The organism is Candidatus Melainabacteria bacterium, assembly GCA_003963305.1.
In the GTDB taxonomy this organism is placed as follows: domain Bacteria; phylum Cyanobacteriota; class Vampirovibrionia; order Obscuribacterales; family Obscuribacteraceae; genus PALSA-1081.
Map to the genome: position 1 here is coordinate 1 of RXJR01000005.1, position 21174 is coordinate 21174.

A 21174-nucleotide genomic window follows, 5' to 3' on the forward strand; every position below is an offset into this window, starting at 1 on the left:
TGTATCGAGCTCTTGTATCGAGCTCTTGTATCGAGCTCTTGTATCGAGCTTAGCTATAGAGCTAAGCTCGATTAGAAGCTCGAAGTAAGCCACATGTCGAATTTCGAAGTAAGCTAAGCGCGATTGGCTTCGCTGGCAATACTCTCCGCCAATAACCGGAGCAAGTGCTTGCTCCATGTCTCTACGTTTTCGTAATTCTTGCCGTAGTCGAACAAAACATTCTTTCCTTTAGACTTACTGGTGCACTTCAAGCTCCAGCGAGTAGCACTGATTGGATTAATCTCCACCTCCAGTTCCTCGCCGGCGGAGCGCCAGCTCGCGCCCGTGGCTGCGCGAGTAATCAGGTGTTCGGTATCATCTGAGACGTTGGTGATATATGGCACCACCAGCAGTGCCTGACGGCAAGCGGAAACGACTTGCTTGTTGGTGCCTTCCACTTCTACTTCGCGGGTCTGCTCAAGCTCCCAAACTTCCCTGTAAAGCCCTTTTCGCAAAAACAAGTGAGCGCTGAGATCCATCGGCAACAATATGCCGACGACTATGCTGGAAAAAAGCAAACCAACGATCAATCCAGCTTTGACTGCCAATTCGAAAGCATTGGGAGCGCCATTGAAGATAACGCAATAAATGAAAAAGAACAGTCCCGCGCCACCTCCAAAACCCAAGGTGCACACAACAACTGCTCGAACAATACGGGCGAAATAACGCTGCATTCTCTAAGCTTCAGTGGCGTCGGCATCGATTATCTGCGGTTCGCTCTCTTGCTTGATATACCATTTCAAAAAACGGAACAGCATATAAACAGGCGGTAGAACCACCATCAGACCAAAAATCTTCTCTATCTTACTGAACATGTTAGATGTCTCCATCGTCGGTCAGGTTGCAGGATTCCTCGTCATCATCGCCTAGTTTAACGCCTTCGGCGGCAATATCTTGAACATCGACAGACTCCAGCTCGAGTTCGTCCACATGAATGTCTACGGTCTTTTGCCCCACTTCCTGGGCGTCCATAGACTCAAGGAGCGCATCCACGTTCTCAGTCAGAGCCAACTCGGCTTCGGCGGCGGCTGCCGCTTTGCCCATGGCCAGAGCCACACGGGCGGCTGCCTTATCAGCAGCTGTTCTGCGCGGGTAGAGTCTGGTCCGGCAAGTGGTGCAGAAGCAGTAGCTGCCTTCGCTGAGATGACTGAAATCGCCAACTTTCAGCCCCACAGGCAGAAAAACGCGCATCGCCACCATACGACGCTCCAGCCCCTTGAGTTTGCGCTGAAACACCTTCACGTATTCGTGACGGCACGGTTTTTCGGGCTTCTCAATGTTCTCTTCCATCATCAAATTATTAAAACACGCCACATTACTATTATTGCTTAGCAACCGGAAACTCTTTCAAGAAATGTCCGCGCCAGAAAATAATGACAGCCAGCTGATGTTCAGGTTTGACAATGTTAGGACAGGAAAAATAGAGAGAGCGGGAGCCATCCTCTGGAAACGGCTGCGACTGCGGTGAAGCAACAGGCAAGCTGACAGTGCCGCATTGCCGGCGAGTCGTGTTATCGAAAAATACGGCAGTAAGAGCCAGATCGGCCACGGCATGCCCGGATATATTGCGAATTTTAATCTCACCCTCGGGAGTTAAGCTGCCCTTTGCCAACCAGATTCTTGAGGAACTGAGCGCTACAGGCGGAACACGAGGGTCATCAACCCGAACAGACTTATCCTGCTTGTCTGAAAGTTCGACTTTATCGTCCTTTGTCAACATGCCAAGTTGCTCGGCAACACGCTCAGCATGCCCTTTTACCGAAGCAGCTTCCTGAAACTTCTTCTGCTTCATAAGCAAATTGCTCCAGTCGACAAGAACGGCTTCCAGTTGTTTCAGCAACTCAGGCTTAGGACGAAGGTCACAAGCATCTTCAAAAGCTCGAACAGCGCCTGCATAATTTTCCAGCTTCAAATTGACAGCCGCCAGAAGTTGATAATTTTCGACGCTTTTCTCTTTGTCAGTCAAATCGAGAAGCGCTTCCTGAGCGCCCTGATAATCTTTGGTCTGACAGAGAAGGTCAATCAAGCGATGGCGCGCTTCCAGGTTGTTCGCATCAGCTGCTACCACACTCTTGTAATTTTCAATTGCTTTCTCCGGCTGTTCAATGCGAGAATAAATGGCAGCCAGAGCCATTCTTGCCACCGGCTCATCAGAAACAGCAAGGCTTTTGTTGAGCAATTCAATAGCGGACTGGTCATTTTTGGCTAGTTCTGCAGACGCTGCTAACTGCCGATAAGCCTCGCTCAATCGATGCGGAACCAGGCTCTTCTCAGGCTCTTGCAACTTGTTGGAATATTTTTGAGCCAACTCGAGATGAGCCACCGCCTGCTCAACTTGATTCTTACTTAAATCGAGATCTGCCCATTTAGCATACAAGCTGCCAAGCCCAGCGCTCAATTCCTCAGGCGGACAGGCAGAAGAAGCAGACTGGAAAAGTTTTTCGGCCTCGTCAAAGTCACCCTTGCTCTCGTAGTAGTTTGCATAAGACAAGACCACTGGAGACAACGTAGGTCCTTTTATATTCAACCTGAGCGCGGTATCGAGATAAGTGCGACCCTCCGCCAACCGATCCGTACTCAAATAGACCTGCGCCAGAAGCGGGTTGACTTCAGGATCTTCAGGATGCTCCTTGGCCAGCTGCTCGAGCATGGGCAGTGCCGCCGCCGCTTTGCCCTCACGAATGAGCGCTGCTGCGCGCGTGTAGGGAGTCTCTGCAGGGCGAGTCAGGTAGTAAACAGCAACGGCGGCCACACCAATGACAATTACCGCGATAAGAACACGCCAGATTTTTGATCCGCTTTTCGAGGCGGGCTGATGTTGCTCCACTCCAGGTTCGTTAAATCCAGTTTCTGTCATGCTTTCGGAGCCATCACGCCTTTGCAACAATTGCTCAGCAATGTAATATCTAGCATCTATCAAAGTTATAATAACTTGAATATGGTCGTCGATATCAATCTAACGCCCACAGCCTCGCATATTCTGATAGATCGCACTGAACATGCGACATCGGAACAGTCTCAGCTTGCCAAGCCTCTTCCTGCGCGGACCTGGGGCACGCCAAATGAGTGTGCAGCCGGAGCCATACTCGTTCATGGTCTTGGCGCTCACAGCGGTTGGTTCGAAGCTCTGGGGCGCCGACTGCGTATACGCCGGATATACTCGATTGCGTACGACCAGGTCGGCTTTGGAAAACGCAAAGACGAAGAGTTCGTCTCTTACACCCAGTGGCTGACAGACCTGGAAACGGCGTTCACTTATGCACGTGACACGATCGGTGACAAACCACTCTACATCATGGGCAACAGCATGGGAGCAGTCGTTTCCGTCCGAGCGTTGAGCGACCGCCTGGTGGACCCAGCCGGTCTGGTCATGTTTTCTCCAGGCTTCGACGGACATCCTGAAGTTTTTACTTTACCTTTTCGCATCAAAGCCCTCTGGCAAGCCTTTACAGCACCAGATAGCGAAGTCGTATTACCCTACTCACCAGAACTGGTGACGCGCGATCTGGGCGTTCGCAAGTGGATCTTAAGCGATCCGGAACGGCGTTTCACGGTACCAGCGCGCATGCTGCTCGAACTTTTAAAAATCACCAACGACTTGAGTAAACGCTCAAAGCAAATCGTCTGCCCGGTCATGATGTTTAGCGCGGGAATGGAAAGAATAGTCAATCCCCGGGCCAGCGAAAAACTTTTCAGCGGTCTGACGTGCGCTAAAGAGAAAGAGGTTTATCAGGATGCCTGGCACGATCTAATGTTTGACCCGATCATTGACGAAATGAGCGACCGTCTCTCGTCCTGGATTTCCCAGACATCGCTAACAGCAAAACCCGCATCAAAAGTGAAAGCAGATTTTCGCAAGAGCACCTAGCGATACCAGATTTGATACCAAGATGGACAAAGTCGGCCGCTTCGACAAACACGAGCGCAGTTGCTCGAATCCCTTCGGCAACCTTGCACGTAGCACATTGCAGCGCCGACAGAAATCACCAGATTCAAACCAGACTTCAGGTTAAGTAAACTTCACAAGCCCGGGAAAAACAATAGTCGCCCACTATTGTTGAAAAGCCCAACAGGGCAAGAATTGCGGGGAACGTCGAAAATATTCGACCTGATTCAAACCTCAGAGTTCTCTCACCATTGACAAGCCGGGAACTGGCTATAATAGTGCGACGTCGTAAGACGCGGAATGCTCTAACTGTCTGAAGTTCACGTAGCTTTCAATCAACTGAGGATGAATCGTGACGCAAGGTATTGCCACCAGGTTCTTCGAACGTGCTCAAAGAATGGGCGATCGGGTCGGAGTACGCTACAAAGAACAAAAGAGCCCATACAAAAGTTTGAGCTGGACTGATTATGCGACTCTTGTTAGAGACATGGCATTCGGTCTGGCAGCTCTCGGTGTAGATAGCGGCTCCAGTGTCGCTATCTTTTCAGCCAATTCTATTTACTGGGTGGCAGCCGACATTGCCACCATCTGTAATGGTGGTATTTCAGTCCCAATATATCCGACCAGCTCACAGTCAGACATTCAATACATTCTCGAAAATTCAGAAGCACAGATAGTGTTCGTGCAAAACGAAGAACTTTGCCGAAAAGTAGTTGCCACGAAGAAAGCAGCTATTAACAAGATAGTTTTACTCAACAAGCCCAAAAAGTCGCTTGCTGAGTTGACTCAAGAATTAGGTCTGCCAGCGGATCAGAGCATACTTGCAAGCGTCGAAGATATTCTCGAGCTTGGTAAAAAGCTGAAGAGCGAAAATCCAGATCTAATTGATGAGCGCTTAAGTCGCACGAAATTGTCCGATCTGGCCACCATTATCTACACGTCAGGCACGACCGGCACCCCGAAAGGGGCGGGGCTGACTCATGCCAACATCCTGTCTTTGATTGAAGCGGTTAAGCAAGTCTTGCCGGTCGACGAAAACACCGTCTACCTCAACTACCTGCCTCTTTCTCACGTTTTCGAGCGCGTCTGCGGTGAGTTTTATTGGATGACTTGCGCAGGCGAATACGCCTTCGCTGAAAGCATCGAGGCGATGGGCAAAAACCTTGCCGAAGTACAGCCAACCATGATTCTGGTCGTGCCGCGCGTTATGGATAGAATCTATTCAAAAGTACGCATCGGCATAGAAGGCGCTTCCGGCCGACGAAAGAAGCTGATCAACTGGTCTATTGCAGTTGGCAAACAGATCGTCGGGAAAAGGGCTGAGGGTAAAAACATCTCGGCATTTTTGCAAGCAAAATACTGGCTCGCAGAGAAGCTTGTGCTCGGCAAACTCCGCGAAAAAATTGGACCGAGACTTAACCTTGTCGTCAGCGGTGGAGCACCCGCGTCCACAGAACCAATCGAGTTCTTCAATGCAATCGGCATCGATACACTTGAGGGGTATGGACTAACCGAGACAACCGCTCCCGCTTGCGTGAATCTGCGCGGCAAAGTAAAAATCGGCACAGTCGGACCAACGCTGCCTTCAATCGATTTGAAAATCGGAGAAGACGGCGAAATCCTTCTTAAAGGACCATCGATCTTCAATGGCTATTACAAGAATGCAGAGGCTACAGCAGATGCTTTCGAAGATGGCTGGTTCAAAACCGGAGACATCGGAGAAGTGGACAGAGACGGCTATCTGAAGATCACTGACCGCAAGAAAGATTTGATCGTCAACTCTGCCGGAAAGAATATTGCGCCACAGAGAATAGAAGCGATACTGAAAACGGTGCCTTTTGTCTCGCAAGCCGTTGTCTTTGGAGATAAGCAGAAGGCTCTTGTTGCCTTGTTAACGCTCGATGAACAGGCTGCGACCGAATTTGGACACGAACAAAACTGGGAATTCAACTCATATGCTGAGCTATTGAAGCAACCGAAATTGAATCAGTTCTTGCGCAAAGAAATCCAATCTCGCTCGGGTCAGTTAGCTGATTATGAAGTCGTGAAGCGCTTCGCCGTTCTACCAGATGAGCTCTCTGTCGATGAAGGCGAATTGACAGCGACGTTAAAGATCAAGCGAAATGTCGTTGCCAGCAGATATAAATCGGTCATCGAAGCTTTGTACAGAGACGAGAACGTCGATGCAGCGGCGCTCGTTGGTGGCTCAAAACGCTAGGAATTAGTCCGAAGGACTCATCAGTCTAATTCAGCTCTGTTCAAGCAGAGCAGGTGAGCTTGCTCCTTCGATTTTGGCGCCACAAGACGCACAGGAGGACACATTTTGGGTTTCAAATGCTACTGCTTATTCGTCGGTGATATCGAAAATGGCTATTTCGGTACTGGACCTCAACATTCGCCGGAAAAGGCCAGACAGATTCTGAAAAAACTTGGCTACGATCCGCATATCCAGGGGAAAGGCTACAACGCGGAGATCTATCCACGCAAACGCAATCAGATCGTTATTGGTGCATTCGACAACGGTGCCTTCATTGCAACAGAAAAGATCATGGACGAGTTGGAAACGCATGAAGATAAACTTCTGCGTCAGGCAATGTCATGTTATCCCGGTGGAAACTTATTGGCGCTGGGCTTACATAGCGTAACTGGTTTTGCTGCCTTCAATTACTATCGGAATGGTGAACTGATCAGGGCGTTTGCAGGTGATGGCGAGGTTGACATAATCCATGAGAATGGCAATCGCATGCCAGAGGAAGAGCGTGTATACGCAAACTCATTTGAAAAGGATGGCAGTCTAGTATTTCCACGTGAAATCTCGGGCAAGATAGAAGAATTTCCCCTGTGTGCCATAGCCGAGGAAATCATCTTCGCATTAGGAGCACGCCCGCTTGGAATGCCATTGGATGAAATGCCGGAAGATGTATTTGAAACAGAGCTCTTTGATTTAACAAACCAGACTACTTCAATAAAACCGTCCAACAAGCAAACCACCGCCCCTGAGTCACAAAAACAAGCTAAGCCGTTTTGGAAGTTCTGGTAACAATTCAAAAGGGGCACCATGATTGGTGCCCCTTTTGCAAACAATGTCGAACTGAATGTTAGCTCAAGGCTGTCGCATTTGCTGTGCGGTCAGCTTTGTCGAGAGCCGCGACTCTCAACACTCTCGAGCGTCCTGCTTCCAGTACGAAGAGAGCGCCATCCGAACCGAAGGCGACGCCTGTCGGATTTACCAGACCAGTCAAGAACATTTCGCTCTTGCCTTCGCGATTGACGCGAAGCACGCAACCTGAACGTCCAGCGGTGACATACAATCTGCCCAGGCTGTCCATCGAGAGATTGCCGTCGTAACCGTCTGCAAAATTGAAGCTTTCCGGCTCAGCAACAACAACTCTTGCGATTTCTCTGCCGTCTAGCGATCTTTTCACAACTGACCCAGTTGCATGTTCGAGGCACCAGAGGAAGCCATCAGGATCGAGAAGCAATCCCTGAGTGCCGTGTCCGGGTCCACCGACGAGCACTTCGTATTCGCCGGTACGATCGATCTTGAAGATACCGCCTGTATTGGATGGGAAATTAGAAACGAATAGCTCTTCTCTAGTGCCGATCGCCAGGTCTGATAGGAAGGTGCCACCACCTGTCAAACTGCCATCGAGCTGAGCAAGGATGCGTCCGCTCTTGTTCGGGTCGATGCGGTAGACCGTTCCCTGGATTGTAGCGACGTAGAGCACGCCCTTGCGATCGAACCTGAGACCTGAAATGGTGCTGTTGCCGCGGATGCGTGCGTACTCAGTCAGTTGACCGGCGCTGTCGACAAACCAGACACTGCCGTCACAGGCAAAGTAGACGCCTCCAGGACCGGAAGCCATTCTCGAGAACCGGTTAGAGTACGAAGCGTTCAACTGAGAGAGCACGCGCACTGCGTATCCGCGTGGCGCATCAGGCAGATCAATGACCTGCATCTCAGTTGCCGACTGCTTTCCCTCTTTGGTTCCCTCCGCCCCCTGTGCTGAATCGGCTTCTTCCTCTTCGATAGACTCCGCCGATGTAATATCAATGTGCAAAATCAAATGCAGTGGTATGAGAATGCGACGAATGTGAATCTGTCCATCGCTTTCGTGTGAGTAAGATTCGACGTCGATATGGTCGTGATCAACGGAAAGCACACGTCCGGTTACCGTGTTGTGGCAACCCATTCCATACCAGATCTGGATCTTCTGCCTGTTTTCAACAAACCCTTGTAATCTGGTCCTGAAGCTCATATCAAACCCCTAGCCCCCGATGATCCTCAACCCGCTTACTAAAAATGGAATCTGGTTCAGAAGCGATGCTTCCAGTCCAAAATTTCCTCTATCATCCTTGTACCCGAATCTGACTATTCTGAACGCTCCCACTCCACTTTTGGCACAATCAAGCCGTTATTCCAAAACTGCTCTAGTTTGTAGAAGTTCCGCTCTTTCTCATGAAGGACGTGAACGATAATATCACCGTAGTCCAGAAGCACCCATCTTCCGTCAGCCTTGCCTTCGATTGAGCGCTGCCGATAGCCCAACTTGGAAAGCGCCTCGTCGACTGAGTCGACGATGGCTCGTACCTGGTTGGTCGAATCACCCCCAGCAATCACAAAATAATCAGCTATAAGGGTTACCTGCCTTACATCCAACACGACTGTGCTAAGCGATTTCTTTGCTTCCGCGGCGTTCGCGGCCGCAAAGGTCGCCTGGCGCGAATCTATTGAATTTTTTGAGGCTGATGATGGTCCCAAACTGACTCTTCCGAGGATAGTCTACGCAGCTGAACTGCTCGACTTAAGGATCCGTACTGCATGATATTCCCATTTGTACCCGATTTCACACCACTTTTGGCCATTTCTTTTAGAACGAATTGCAACTGACAAGCCAGTTCTGGCGTGCCAAATCGCATTTACTGATGCGATTGTTTTCCACCTCGAGGATGTCATCCCCTCTTTGCGGCGTGGGCGCCGAAAATTCGTTACCAATAAAGTTGATTTTTTATGCTCAGTATCTTGTCTCACGGTATCAGGTGCTGTATTCTTGCCGATTACGTGGTTCGTTGCGTCAGAGCAGAAAAATCACAAAGACTCAGTAAACAAGGTGGTTTACTAAACTAATAGGGATAGGAGGAAGCTCAGTGAACAAAGCAGAATTAGCTGCAGAAATCGCCGCTCGCACTAACAACACGAAGAAATCCGTGGAAGAGATGCTCGCTGCATTTACAGATGTTGTAACCGAAGTAGTCGCCAAGGGCGATCGTGTAACTCTCGTTGGATTCGGCACTTTCGAGCGTCGTAACCGTAACGCTCGTGAAACGAACAACCCACAAAAACCTGGCGAAAAGATCAAAGTTCCAGCGAAGCGCGTACCTGCTTTCGCACCTGGAAAAGAATTCAAAGAAAGAGTCGACCACAAATAAGTGTGACTCGGATCGTGATCAATCCAATGAAAAAGGAGGGGCAACCCTCCTTTTTTGTTAGCCTGGAATGCCGCCAGGTGCCTCTTCTTACAGAGCAGTCGCTCCCCGGCTTGAACGATTCAGTTGCGCATGTCATGAGCTACATGACATAGAATCACCGTCAATGCGACGTCGTTATTAAAGCACTATCGGCGCCACCAGTTTCTGATTAAGGCATTTCGTCGTCAACAGGCTCAACTGCAGGCTTAGTTTTGGACCTGTTTGCATCCGCAGCCGCTCCCTTCAAACCGCTGACTGGCGCATCTTTTGGACCATTTGCGCTAGTATTTCCGGCACCATCTGCACTGACGCTTTTCGAATTTTCGGGAGTGTATGTTTTAACGGCATCACCCGCCCCTTTCGGGAAATCGGAAGACTCTCGCTTAGGTAAAACATTGACCGGCTTGTTAGCTGGTTCAACTCGAGCTCGATAAAACTCTCCACCGGATGCGGGCGTGTATTGAAACGGTCTTCTCTGGGAGCCGCTGCCTGTGTTCACAGACTGCTCCTGTGGATGCTGTTGCTGATAAAGGCGCCATTGCGCCTCCTGCCTGGCGCGACGCAACTCGTTCTGGCCGGCACTGTCAGCAGTTTCGCTCGATGTCGATTCAGCCCCGGTGTTGTCGCGCCCCTCGGTCGAGCTAGATTTGGAAGCAGCAGGAGATGTGGACGGAATGACGGGTTCTTGCTCCAGGTTGGTCGGCACATCCGTATAATTCAAGGTCGAACGAGAGCGAAGCAAGCGATCGGCAGACTCGCGCTCTACTTTGGCGTCGGCATTCAATCCGTTACTGTCGAGCACCAGTGCAAGAATTTGATGTGAACGCGGATCATTAGGATTCATCGCCACGGTCTCTCTAGCTCTACTCAAAGCCGCCTGCGGTTGACCGGCTTTCATCAGCATACTCGTAAGGCGCACTGATGCCTCGATTAGATTAGGCTTTACCCTCAGACTGCGAGCATAGGCATCAGCGGCAACCGAGTAGTTACGGCACGCTTCGGCGGCCTGGCCAAGCTCGTAATCAATCATCGCCTCAATAGTCAAGCCTCGCTGGTTAGACGAGTAAGCGTTGCTGGCTTCCCGCAATGTCTTGGTAGCCTGCTCATACTGACCGGCCAAACGTTCGTTAACGCCACGATCATAGAGTCGATAAACGCTGGCCAGACTATTTGCATTCTGCACATTGTCGGCGTGAGGCTCAGGATATGAAGTCGGAGCAGTGTGATGAACAATATGATTTGAGACGTGCACACCTCTACCATGGTGCACATGCCCGCGAGAAACTCCTATTATTGAATGCCTTCCGCCCTTCCTGCTGACATGACTGACCGGACCAGCACCACGATGAGCGGCATGGTGAGTGGACGAATGCGCCCCTGTTCGATGGGAAACCGCAGCATGATGACTGCTGGTGGAGTGATGCGATGCGTGTGCCCTGGAGCTTTTAGAAAGCGCAGGGGAAGCAGCACCGACAGCAAAAGTAATCGCCAGAAGAGCACTGACCAAACCGCTCGGTCTGATGGATAGCAATCCAGCTCCGCGTTTCGTTAACGAAGAAATGCCATCTTCGAGATAGCGATCATATCCAAAGAGCATATATTTCGAGGCAGCACTCCAAAACAACTCAACTAATCTAAGAATAGCCGATTTGAAACAGACAGCCTGCTGCCTTCTCCTGATAAAACCGCAAAGCTCGCTGAGGCGCTCAGTCTTTAGCCCTTGGGAGCGAATTGAGCCTTCTCTTCATCACTGACGCCTTTCATGGTCAGGTTGACGCGATTGCGATCGTCAATCTCTCTTACTTTGACCACCACGCGTTGACCGATTGAGACTACGTCTTCAACTTTTTCCACACGGTGATTTTCCAGTTGAGAGATGTGCACCATGCCTTCTTTTCCTGGCAGAACTTCAACGAAGCAGCCCATCGGAATTATGCGAGTGACACGTCCTTCATAGACTCCGTTCACTTCGATGCGTTGCACGAGGCGCTGAATCCAGTCGCGAGCAGCCTCGCCACCAGCTTGGTCGACACTACCAACGAGCACGGTGCCGTCATCTTCAATGTCGATGGTGGCGCCGGTCTCTTCGATGATGCGACGAATCATTTTGCCACCCGGTCCAATCACGGTACCGATGTCTTCAGGATGAATGTGCAGAGTGATAATGCGAGGTGCCCATTTTGACATCTCTGTTCTTGGTCTCGGCATGACAGCTTCCATCTTGTCGATGATGTGCAGTCTGCCACGTTTTGCCTGCTCTAGAGCCAGGTGCATGATAGCCAGGGAGATTCCTTCGATTTTGATATCCATCTGCAAGGCAGTGATGCCGTCTCTGGAACCGGCTACCTTAAAGTCCATGTCGCCGAGGAAGTCTTCAAGACCTTGAATATCAGAGAGAATCGCGAACTTGTCGCCTTCCAGGATCAGACCCATGGCGATACCACCAACTGTGTGCGAGATAGGTACTCCAGCGTCAGCGAGAGCCAGACTCGATCCGCAAGTCGAAGCCATAGATGTTGAGCCGTTTGATTCAAGCACTTCAGAGACGACGCGAATCGTATACGGGAAATCTGCCTGACTTGGCAGCACCGGAATGATGGCTCTTTCAGCAAGAGCACCATGCCCGATTTCGCGACGTCCTGGACCGCGATTTGGTTTAACTTCGCCGACTGAGAAACCGGGGAAGTTGTAATGGTGCATGTAGCGCTTCTCTGTCTGAGGATCGATTGAATCCAATCTTTGCGCGTCACTGCCGATACCAAGTGTTGCTACAGACAACACCTGAGTGGTGCCCCGTGTAAACAAGCCGGTACCGTGAGTTCTGGGCAATATGCCACATTCAATGGTGATCGGTCGAATCTCATCGCAGCGTCGCCCGTCGGCTCTTGCGCCTGTGTCTAGAACCTGAGCGCGCATGATCTCGGCTTCCACTTCCTCCAGGTACTCAGCGATGGTCCTGTCGGAAACAGTCTTCAATACATGCTCTTCTGGAAGCTGCTCGATTGCCGCCTTGAGCGCCGCTTTTGCTTCATCGATGAATCCGTTTCGCACAGCTTTGTCTGTGACTCCGGCCATTGATTGCTTGAGCTTGTCTGTGCAGTGCTCAATGATGAGCTCTTTGAGTCCTTCCTTTTTCGGCGGCGCTTCGAATGACTTTTGTTGAACACCAAGGCTGCGAAAAAAGTTGCGCTGAACTTCCACCTGCTTCTTGATTATGTTGTGAGCGTAGTCGATGGCAGCGAGAATGTCCTTCTCAGTGACCAGCTTGCAACCAGCTTCAACCATCATGATCGAGCTTTCTGTGCCGGCAACGACCAGGTCGATGTCAGACTCTTCCATCTGTGAGTAGCTCGGGTTGCCAATAAACTTGCCATTGACACGTCCGACGCGTACGGCACCGATAGGTCCGTTGAAAGGCAAGCCGGCCAGCCCAATTGCCACTGAAGCTCCGAGCATCGCCAGCGTGTCGGTCGGATGCTCATGATCTGCGCTCATGGCAATCGCTGTTACTTGCACATCATTTCTGTAACCTTCTGGAAACAGCGGTCGAATCGGTCTGTCAATCAAACGACTGATCAATACAGCCTTGTCGGGCATCTTGCCTTCACGGCGTCCGAAGCTGCCAGGCACTCGACCAACTGAGTACAACTTCTCTTCGTAGTCAACCAGAAGCGGGAAATAATCGATACCGTCGCGAATAGTCTTGCTCTCCGTAGCAGTAACAAGCACCATCGAATCACCGCTGTAAACCTCAACAGATCCTGAGGCTTGCTTGGCGAGACGCCCTGTTCTCACCGTGATTTGCTTTCCGTCTACTTCAAAAACAGTTTGTTGACTTTGCATTGTTTGCACGAATATTTCCCTCTCTTCTTCTTTTCTACTTTCAATTCTTTGCATGACAGCGCCTCACCGACATGCTGGCGGTGCTGCTCGCGATCACAATTTCACTAAACGTCTCTGTCAGGCCGTCAAGGGAGATCACTCCACGCGGCAGCAAAAAAAAATTGGCGAGCAATTGCCCGCCAATATAGCTTTACCGTCTTAGTCCGAGCTTTTCGATCAGGCTCTTGTATCGGTCCTGGCTTTCTCTGCTGATGTACTGCAGGAGCCTACGTCTTTTGCCAACCATCATTAGCAGTCCGCGACGGCTGTGGAAATCTTTCGGGTGCGACCGAAGGTGTTCGGTCAACTGGTTGATGCGCTCTGTCAGCATCGCCACCTGCACTTCAGGGGAGCCGGTATCTTTGGCGTGTACGCGGTGCGCTTCGATAACTTCTTGCTTGCGTTCTTGTAAAAGCATCTCTGTAGATTCGTTCCTGTTTATAGATTGTATTTGCGTCCGTAAATGATATCACCTTTGAGCCACTGGACGGGCTTTAGGACAATAATCCTCATTGTTTATGTAGAATTGTCGCCTTAAAATCTCATCAGTCGCGACATTTTAAAGAACGCTTTGCCGCGTCCGACGGTAAATTGACGGCAAGCGAACCTGATGCGTGTTTGTTAATGTAACAGGCAGGCAAGTACTAAAGTGCCAGAAGATGCCAAAATTATTCTGACCAGAAGAATTACAGGAGCAGGAGATGGCGGACGTCAAAGTCAATATATATACACCGAGCGCCCAGCACGTCGGGTACTTTCTCAATCCTGAAATCGAATCTTTCCCAGATGGCGACTACGAAATTAGCGGTCGTTTTTATGATGACCTGGGCGAAGCAGTTGGCAAGATGGAGTTCAATCCAGAAGTCCTCCCTTACGTTGCCGATTTATCAGACGTCAAGGACGTAGCCCATAAGAAACTGGTCAGAGTTTATCTGCAGCGCGGCAGACAACCGATTCGGATGACTGGAACGGGCGCAAACTAATCAGATTGATTTTTTGCAGTTTATTTGACCCGGTCAGGAGTCGAAACGCCCAGCCTGTGGCGTTCCTATAGAATAAAAATGCCTCGTACCGGTTTTTAAACTGATATCAGTTTAAAACTCAAAAGGGGTACCTGGAACTCATATGGCTTGCCAGCCCGTCAGGGTTTCAGGCGCAAACAGGCAAGCCGAAACAGACAAAATAAAAGAGCAGCCGGAGGGAAGGCTGCTCTTTGATTCTCGTAGGATTCTTCAAAACCTCAACAAGAGGTCTGGGGGGCTTCTGGTGAGGGTCTTTGTTTAAAGAATGATTCCTTGCGAGATTTGGACCGATAATTGCAAAACCAGCAACTATATTTTTTATACCAATCTCCCAACTACGAGCCCTATATGCTGGGCAATAATTGTTTATGGTCTGGCTTATGTTATCAATGAGGGTCGACGCGGTCTGATACATGTAGTGTTGAGGTGGTAGGGAATCCCCGATGGAGATGGAGTCAATTTCTGTGAGTAACACTACAGCTAGCACTGAAACCAGTGAACGGCTCGTGTTACTGATTGCCCACAACAAAGCAGAGCAAGATCTCTGTCGCAACGCCATCCTGGCGCAATCTCAGCTGTACGGAGTAGAAACTGCAACCAACGCCGAAGAAGCGCTTGCCAAGTTGCAAACAGGCCGCTTTGACGTCATCGTTATGGATTACGAACTGCCTGACAACATCAACGGCGAGTTGGTTCAAACTCTCCATAAGGCAGTACCGCACTGTCCGATGATAGTAATCACAAGCGTCGACAGTCCCGAGCTCGCCCTGAAGATATTGCTTTCAGGCGCAAGCGACTATTTGCCGAAGATTACCGAATATCAGAAATTTTTGCCCAGATCGATCACGACTAATTTGCAAAGAGCCATGTTACTCGAGAATCTGCGCGAAACCTACCAGCGCGTCGAGCAGTCATCCAAAGACGAAGCTCTTCTCAATCGTCTCATTGTCAGCATCCACGGTTCTCTCGACCTGGAAGATATTGTCGACAAAGCAGTACAAAGCCTCTCCGGCGAATTCAAAATTTCACGTGCAATCATTTGTTTGACCTCTGATCCGACAAGCAGCATGCGCATAGTCAGACAGTTGACTCCAGAAGGAGTGGATGCGATCTCAGAAAAGAGTTCTCTCTTTTCTCAATATCACGATCTGCTGCTCGATGTCGGTGAGCGGCGTCCTCTCGTGGTTATGCAAGACGACACTTTCGCCTTTGCTAAAGATGTAAGAGCAGAACTGATTCAGTTCCAGATTCTATCCATGATCATGGTGCCACTCGTTTATCGAGGACGGTTGATGGGGCTTTTACATCTGGACCAGTGCGACTACGCACGCTGCTGGACAGTAGGCGAAATCAACTTGCTGACGCGCATCGCCAACCAGCTCTCGATTGCCATAAGCCAGGCAAGACTCTATCAAATCGTTGAAACACAAAGTACCAGCATCGATAAGCTAACCGAGCTGTGCAGCCAGTTGAGCACGGTTGTTAACTCAACAAGAGAAATTACCGAGCGCAATGAGAGTCGTGAGAAAGTTCGTGTTCAACTGAGCACCCGCGAAATTGAGGTCTTAAGGAATGTGGCTGCAGGTCTTTCAAATAGAGAGATCGCAGAAACACTGCACATCACGGAAGGCACCACCGAAGTACACGTAAGCCGCCTGCGGAAGAAGCTAAACCTGGGCAGCAGAGCCGCTCTCGTGCGCTACGCTTACGAGAATCATCTCTGTTAACCTAAACGACTTCTTCGACGATGACACTCTGTCTGGCAAAATCAACAGTCAGTCGTCGCCCCGAAAGCAGCTTATGGCCAACTTCTGCGACGTTTCTATAACTTCCTAACGCTACCACTGTCTGGGTTGTGCCACCAAGCGACATCACTCCAATATAGTGGTGTAACAACTCAACGTGGTTGCCGATCTGCACTCTGCGCGCCCCCAGGCACCGCCAGCCAATAGAACGAGCCAGAGACTCTGGTAAAACAAGGGCTCCAGTAAATTCCAAATTAACCAGAGCTTCAACGATCAGCTCAAAACCGTCCGAAGCCATTAGCGTGACCGGCAAAAGCACTCGCCCTGCCTCATCAAACTGCCCTGTGATACTTTTCGTCTTTCTCAGATACACCTAAGAACCTCACCGAGTCTGGCTACAAACTGTCTATGGCCGGATTTTCATTGAGCCGATAAGCAAAGAAAACGCCCCTGGGGTGCTTCTTTCTGGCACGTGACAACACTTCTTGATCGTCCTGACCCAGGAAGTATTCTTCCGAAACAGGCTCAATCACTACAATCCAATTACGGTAACGTTCACCCAATTCATCCATCAACCGCTGGAACACAGGCCAACAAGCCCTGTCCAGTTCTTCCATGTCGATGTCTTTGGTCACGAGTCTCATATCTACTCTCTTCGTAAAAGATATATTCCCTATCAGTATGGATTTGCATCTAATCGGATGTAACATGTAGGTAGAGAACCTGCAGGATACTCTTGGCTACCATGGCTGATTGTGCTAGCCTGAAACCAGCGAATTGGGTGTGGCGACACTTCCGCAAGATTATTAGCCTCGCAAACTCAAAAGATAAGTCAGCAGCTTGCTGCGTAAACAATCAACGGTAACTAAGTCGCGTCATTCGGAATCTTTTCAGCACAACTCGGAAGGTTAGTAATTCGGAAGTTTCATGACGATCGTATTACGACTAGTTGGTAAACGGGTTTGATTCAAAGCGACTCGCTATCAGAGCAGACAGTGGCCGAGGATGAGTCTCCTCTTAAATCAAACTTCGCTCCGCTGCAGATTATTCGCAAATTTATGGCGATGTGGCTTGCCTTTGTCGTCATCCTCATTGGCGTAGCGCTGCTAGTCGACATCGATTGGGCCAAGCCTTACTGCCAGACCGCGCTCACTCAAATGTTTCACCGTAAAGTGCGCATTGGTCACCTGACCTGGTCTTTCGGACTGAACGGTCTCGAGGTCGAAACCACAAAACTGGCTGTGTACGAACCCAACGGTGCGCCCTTTTTAATCGCCGGCACAAGCGAAATCGGCATCGGCATTTTGCCGCTCTTCACCAAGAGAATGGTGATCAGCCATCTCAATTTCGTCCAACCAGAAATCTGGGCGATACGCACAGCTCAAGCGAACTGGAACTTCGACGATTTGCTCGAGGCCGGGCCTGATATTCGTTACCTGCAAATTCAAAACGGCAAGATGCACTTGATAGACCGCATTCCCAACAAAGTGGAAGCCTGGAAAGTGGTCGACCTCAATGAAGTGAAGCTGAAATTCGTCTGGCCACACAAGAGCAAGAAAACGCCCTTCTATCTTGCCTTCAAACTACCCAAACAAGGCTACACGACAAGCTTTGACTTATCCGGGCTGGGCTCAGGTGAGCTGGCAAATTGGCAAGACAACAAATATAGCTTCAAGGCAACCGTCAGTCGAGCCAATCCTGAAGACATGATGCCCTTCTTACGAGCTATTTCTGATCGCCCCCTCAGCACTACAGAAGGTGGCAGGAAATTTGAACAATTACAGGGCTTGTTCGACTTTAAAATCGAAGGAGGGGGCACACTCAGCAAAGGGATAACAGCCGATGTCTCAGCCGAAGCTCAAAAATTCTCCTTCGACGCACCGGTAATCGGCACGATCAAGGCACCGGAAGCTACAACAACTGCCAAAGTTCGCATCGACACAAAAAATCTCGAGTGGAAAGACATGGTCACCAAACTGGCTAATGTCGAGTTGACCAGCCATGGAACAGTCAGTGACTGGAGCCAGAAACTTCCTCTCTATTCTGCCAATTTCGACAGCCACATCAAGGATCTTGGAGAAGTATCACGTCTTGTCACCAAGAATGGAGCGGTCCCAAACAGCTATGTTGATCCCCAGAAAATGAGCGGCAGCGCCCAGGTCGGCATCAAAATCGAAGGACCATCCAACAATCCGAAAATGATGACCGATGTTAAGTCTGAAGGACTCCCGGTTGAAGAGTTCATCTCCCGCCTGCCAAAACAACTCTCGCCCGCTCTGTGCTTGCTCGGTCTCAGCAAGACATCACAGGTGAAAGGCGAAATTAAAATGATTCCCGATGAGCGTGTCGATGTTACCGAAGGAGTTATTCCTGTCGCAGGCGGAACCATACGAACGGAAGGCTCAGCAAACCTCAAGACAGACGAAGGCAAATTCGCATTTCACACAGACAAACTATCGCTGGCAAAAGCAGAGCAAGCTCTCTACCAATCAAAAATGGCCATGAACGAATTGGCTCGCCTTGTCTTTCTCACACCAAAGCAAAAATTGAATCTGGATGGACTGCTCGACGTCAATGGTGTCTTCGAAAAACTGAAAGACAATCAACACAACACAAGCGGCACTGCCGATTTCAGAGACGCCGAATTTAGCCTTTCAGACGGCACACTAACAGCCCGACATATGAACGGACATCTAAAATGGAATAACGACCAGGTCAACATAGAACGTCTGGCCGGCACTATAGGTGATGGCAGATTCAGCTTAAACGGCACTGCCAGTGTTAGAGGAACACCTTCCGTCAATTTGACTATTCATTCAGACCATCTGGATCTGAATCAGCTCAATACGCTCCTCAAAGTTTTGAAGGTGCACGTGCCTCTCTTGACCGAGCACCAGTTGAGGGGCAGAGTGCATGCCCTTGATCTCGTAATCAGTGGACCGAGAACCTATCCCAACATTTACTTCAAGACCACGCCCGAAGATCTCTGCTATCAGCCGGCAGGCATGACCAAGCCACTGCGTGCGAAAAGCGGAACCATCGTCTACGACCATGATGTGCTGACGTTGCAAGACGTCGGCTTCGTGACGCACAACGACAAAGTAGTAACCAGCTTTGCCATTGAACAACTGTCAACGAACGCCAGGGTGAAAACTGCCATCAAAGTAAAATCGGCGGGCATAGACCTCTCAGACGTCGACTTTTACCTGGCATCCAGCGTCATGCCAAAGCCGCTCAAGAAGCTCTACACCGACTTCCTGAAAAGCTATAACTTGAGCAAAGTGCACGGACGCGTCTACGGCGATGCCACTTGCGAGATGAAGAATGACAAGCCGAATCTCTCCGGTGTGATCAGTCTTATCAACGTCGGGGCAAAGTTTGGTGCGCAGAGATTTCCAATCGAACACGTAGCAGGCACACTGACGGCATCAGGATCGCTTCTGACGGTGCAAGACCTGAACGGAGCGCTGCGAAATTCTCACTTTAGCTTAAACGGACATGTCGAAAACTATCAAAGCGACCTGCCCAACTTAAAAACAGAATTGATTGCCTCCATCGATTCAAAAGAGATGCTGGAGCTGATTCCATCGCTCACAGATCAGTTCAAGAAGTGGAAACTAACGATCAACTCATCGGGTCCGCTGGCACTGCGAGCCAAGCTCAACGGCACCATGAAAGCCAGCGAAGTTAGTTTCTCTGTCTCCTCTGGAGCGTCGAATCGTCTCGTGCTTTCGTCACCGCTGGGACAGTTGCATCAGCCACTGGACGAGCCGATGAAGATAGAAGGAGTCCTGGCGATCGGTGCCAACGCTATGAAAGTCTCCTCCGCCACAGTTACTCTCGGCGATTCTGTCTTGCAGGCCGAAGGAGCAGTAGCCTGGAGTTACAAAGACAAAGAAAAGAAAGAGCTGGATCTGCCTCACTCAACACTGAGCGGATCAATCAAATCACCACATCCGGTGCCGGCCAAGAGACTGATTGCCCTGCTCGAACCGTCCCTGGCTAAAGATGTAGGCGGCACGGTAGCGGGCGCATTGAACCTCGGGGGCACGGCATTCCAGCCTAAAGCAACTGGAAAAATTGTATTCAACAAAATTACGATTCCATCTTTCGACGTCAGAGATTTAAGTGGAAACATCAATTTAGAGGAGTTGAGCGGTTCAGACCAGAAAGCAGAAATAGACTTTTCGCAGATGCAAGTCGGACAGATTCCCGTTCACCAAATTAGAGCCGATATCAAACTGGACGCCGACGAACAACAAATCAGACAGCCGAAGCTGCACATCACGAATGGGCACGCCAATCTAGCTGGCGGCGCCATGGACGTGAGCGGCTGGCTCGACATGAACGAACATAAACTGTCGCTGAGAACAACTCTAGCCAAGGCTCAGGCCAACAAACTAACGGAGCAATTGTTCGGACATCCAGGAGAACTGACAGGCACAGTCGATGCCGACATGAAGTTCGAAACAGAAGGCAACGACTATAAAGATGCCCTGTCCAACTTGCGCGGCAATGGAGTGGTAACGGTGCACAGCGGCATCGTCACCAGATTCAGCCAGCTGCAGAACAAAATCACGCAGGCAAACTTATTGCACCAGGGCTTATTCGGCTTCAACCTGAACAATCTTTTGCAAAGCACTGTGCCTGTGAGAACAGGAAAGTTCAAAGACATGGTGAGTGAATTCAGACTGTCCAAAAATGTTCTCTACGTTGACGAACTGACATACAACGGCGACGACATGCGACTGTGGGGGGCCGGAAAAGCCAACCTGACCCGAAACACTCTCGATATCGAGGTTGCCGGAAAGATTCCTCGGGTTACATCGAGCGTTTTCGGCAGCGGCACCATCGGCGAAATGTCCAAGGCTATGACGATTCAAAAACTAATGAACAAAGTGACAATGCATCAGCTGGAGAACCTGCCATCACTGCCGGTGCTTGGCGATATCGCGTCTGATAAACCGCGCGCCTTCGCCTTCAAGATAAATTCGCCACTCGATAAACCAAAAGCCGTCGGTCAGTCGATTGAGAAGTCTTTCCACTGGCTGCCCAGCAAACCGCGGGCCTCAGCGCATCCGTTGCCGGGACTGACACCCGGCTAAATTGACAAGAAAAAGCTTTGCATTGA

At 50.1% G+C, this 21174-nt stretch carries 17 protein-coding genes; 7 read left to right on the plus strand and 10 right to left on the minus strand.

All coding sequences use genetic code 11. From position 1 onward, the window contains the following. Positions 1-113 precede the first annotated feature (113 nt). From EKK48_06990 to EKK48_07000, 3 genes are all read right to left on the minus strand, one after another. On the minus strand, positions 114-674 hold the full coding sequence (locus EKK48_06990) for a hypothetical protein (protein RTL44027.1): 561 nt from the start codon (positions 672-674) through the stop codon (positions 114-116). 181 nt (positions 675-855) lie between these two features. Further along, a complete protein-coding gene (locus tag EKK48_06995) occupies positions 856-1374 on the minus strand; it encodes a hypothetical protein (GenBank protein RTL44028.1) in 519 nt (172 codons plus the stop codon). Next, positions 1361-2896, minus strand: coding sequence for a tetratricopeptide repeat protein (locus EKK48_07000; protein ID RTL44029.1), 1536 nt, complete (start codon positions 2894-2896; stop codon positions 1361-1363). The genes EKK48_06995 and EKK48_07000 overlap by 14 nt, the downstream gene beginning before the upstream one ends. On the opposite strand from EKK48_07000, the gene EKK48_07005 reads away from it, so the two are divergent. From EKK48_07005 to EKK48_07015, 3 genes are all read left to right on the plus strand, one after another. Next, positions 2855-3907 (plus strand): alpha/beta fold hydrolase, encoded by a 1053-nt coding sequence (locus EKK48_07005; GenBank protein ID RTL44030.1) that lies wholly within the window; start codon positions 2855-2857, stop codon positions 3905-3907. The two genes, EKK48_07000 and EKK48_07005, sit on opposite strands and share 42 nt — an antisense overlap. Before the next feature lie 370 nt (positions 3908-4277). Continuing rightward, positions 4278-6143, plus strand: a complete 1866-nt coding sequence (locus EKK48_07010) for a long-chain fatty acid--CoA ligase (GenBank protein ID RTL44031.1) — start codon at positions 4278-4280, stop codon at positions 6141-6143. Positions 6144-6248: 105 nt separating this feature from the next. Further along, positions 6249-6965: a hypothetical protein gene (locus tag EKK48_07015; protein ID RTL44032.1), complete on the plus strand. Its 717-nt coding sequence runs from the start codon at positions 6249-6251 to the stop codon at positions 6963-6965. A gap of 58 nt (positions 6966-7023) precedes the next feature. Here the strand turns inward: EKK48_07015 and EKK48_07020 are convergent, their stop codons facing one another. Both EKK48_07020 and rsfS read right to left on the minus strand, forming a co-directional pair. Next, positions 7024-8184: a hypothetical protein gene (locus EKK48_07020; GenBank protein RTL44033.1), complete on the minus strand. Its 1161-nt coding sequence runs from the start codon at positions 8182-8184 to the stop codon at positions 7024-7026. 113 nt (positions 8185-8297) lie between these two features. After that, on the minus strand, positions 8298-8657 hold the full coding sequence (gene rsfS / locus EKK48_07025; GenBank protein RTL44163.1) for a ribosome silencing factor: 360 nt from the start codon (positions 8655-8657) through the stop codon (positions 8298-8300). Between the two features lie 416 nt (positions 8658-9073). Between rsfS and EKK48_07030 the strand changes: the two genes are divergently transcribed. Continuing rightward, positions 9074-9355, plus strand: coding sequence for an HU family DNA-binding protein (locus tag EKK48_07030; protein ID RTL44034.1), 282 nt, complete (start codon positions 9074-9076; stop codon positions 9353-9355). A gap of 208 nt (positions 9356-9563) precedes the next feature. Here the strand turns inward: EKK48_07030 and EKK48_07035 are convergent, their stop codons facing one another. The 3 genes from EKK48_07035 to EKK48_07045 form a co-directional block, all read right to left on the minus strand. Next, on the minus strand, positions 9564-10925 hold the full coding sequence (locus tag EKK48_07035) for a hypothetical protein (protein ID RTL44035.1): 1362 nt from the start codon (positions 10923-10925) through the stop codon (positions 9564-9566). 182 nt (positions 10926-11107) lie between these two features. Further along, positions 11108-13237 carry a polyribonucleotide nucleotidyltransferase gene (pnp, locus tag EKK48_07040; GenBank protein RTL44164.1) on the minus strand — a complete coding sequence of 710 codons (2130 nt, stop codon included), beginning with the start codon at positions 13235-13237 and terminating at the stop codon, positions 11108-11110. A gap of 190 nt (positions 13238-13427) precedes the next feature. Next, on the minus strand, positions 13428-13694 hold the full coding sequence (locus EKK48_07045; protein RTL44036.1) for a 30S ribosomal protein S15: 267 nt from the start codon (positions 13692-13694) through the stop codon (positions 13428-13430). A gap of 283 nt (positions 13695-13977) precedes the next feature. Between EKK48_07045 and EKK48_07050 the strand changes: the two genes are divergently transcribed. Both EKK48_07050 and EKK48_07055 read left to right on the plus strand, forming a co-directional pair. After that, a complete protein-coding gene (locus tag EKK48_07050) occupies positions 13978-14259 on the plus strand; it encodes a hypothetical protein (GenBank protein RTL44037.1) in 282 nt (93 codons plus the stop codon). Positions 14260-14741: 482 nt separating this feature from the next. Then, a complete protein-coding gene (locus tag EKK48_07055; protein RTL44038.1) occupies positions 14742-16025 on the plus strand; it encodes a response regulator in 1284 nt (427 codons plus the stop codon). 1 nt (position 16026) lies between these two features. Here the strand turns inward: EKK48_07055 and EKK48_07060 are convergent, their stop codons facing one another. Then, entirely contained in the window at positions 16027-16416 is a 390-nt protein-coding gene (locus tag EKK48_07060; GenBank protein ID RTL44039.1) for a hypothetical protein, read from the minus strand. 22 nt (positions 16417-16438) lie between these two features. Further along, positions 16439-16687, minus strand: a complete 249-nt coding sequence (locus EKK48_07065) for a hypothetical protein (protein ID RTL44040.1) — start codon at positions 16685-16687, stop codon at positions 16439-16441. Positions 16688-17005: 318 nt separating this feature from the next. On the opposite strand from EKK48_07065, the gene EKK48_07070 reads away from it, so the two are divergent. Then, the gene (locus EKK48_07070) at positions 17006-21148 is read left to right on the plus strand and encodes an AsmA family protein (GenBank protein RTL44041.1); all 4143 of its coding nucleotides are present in this window, start codon (positions 17006-17008) and stop codon (positions 21146-21148) included. Positions 21149-21174 lie beyond the last annotated feature (26 nt).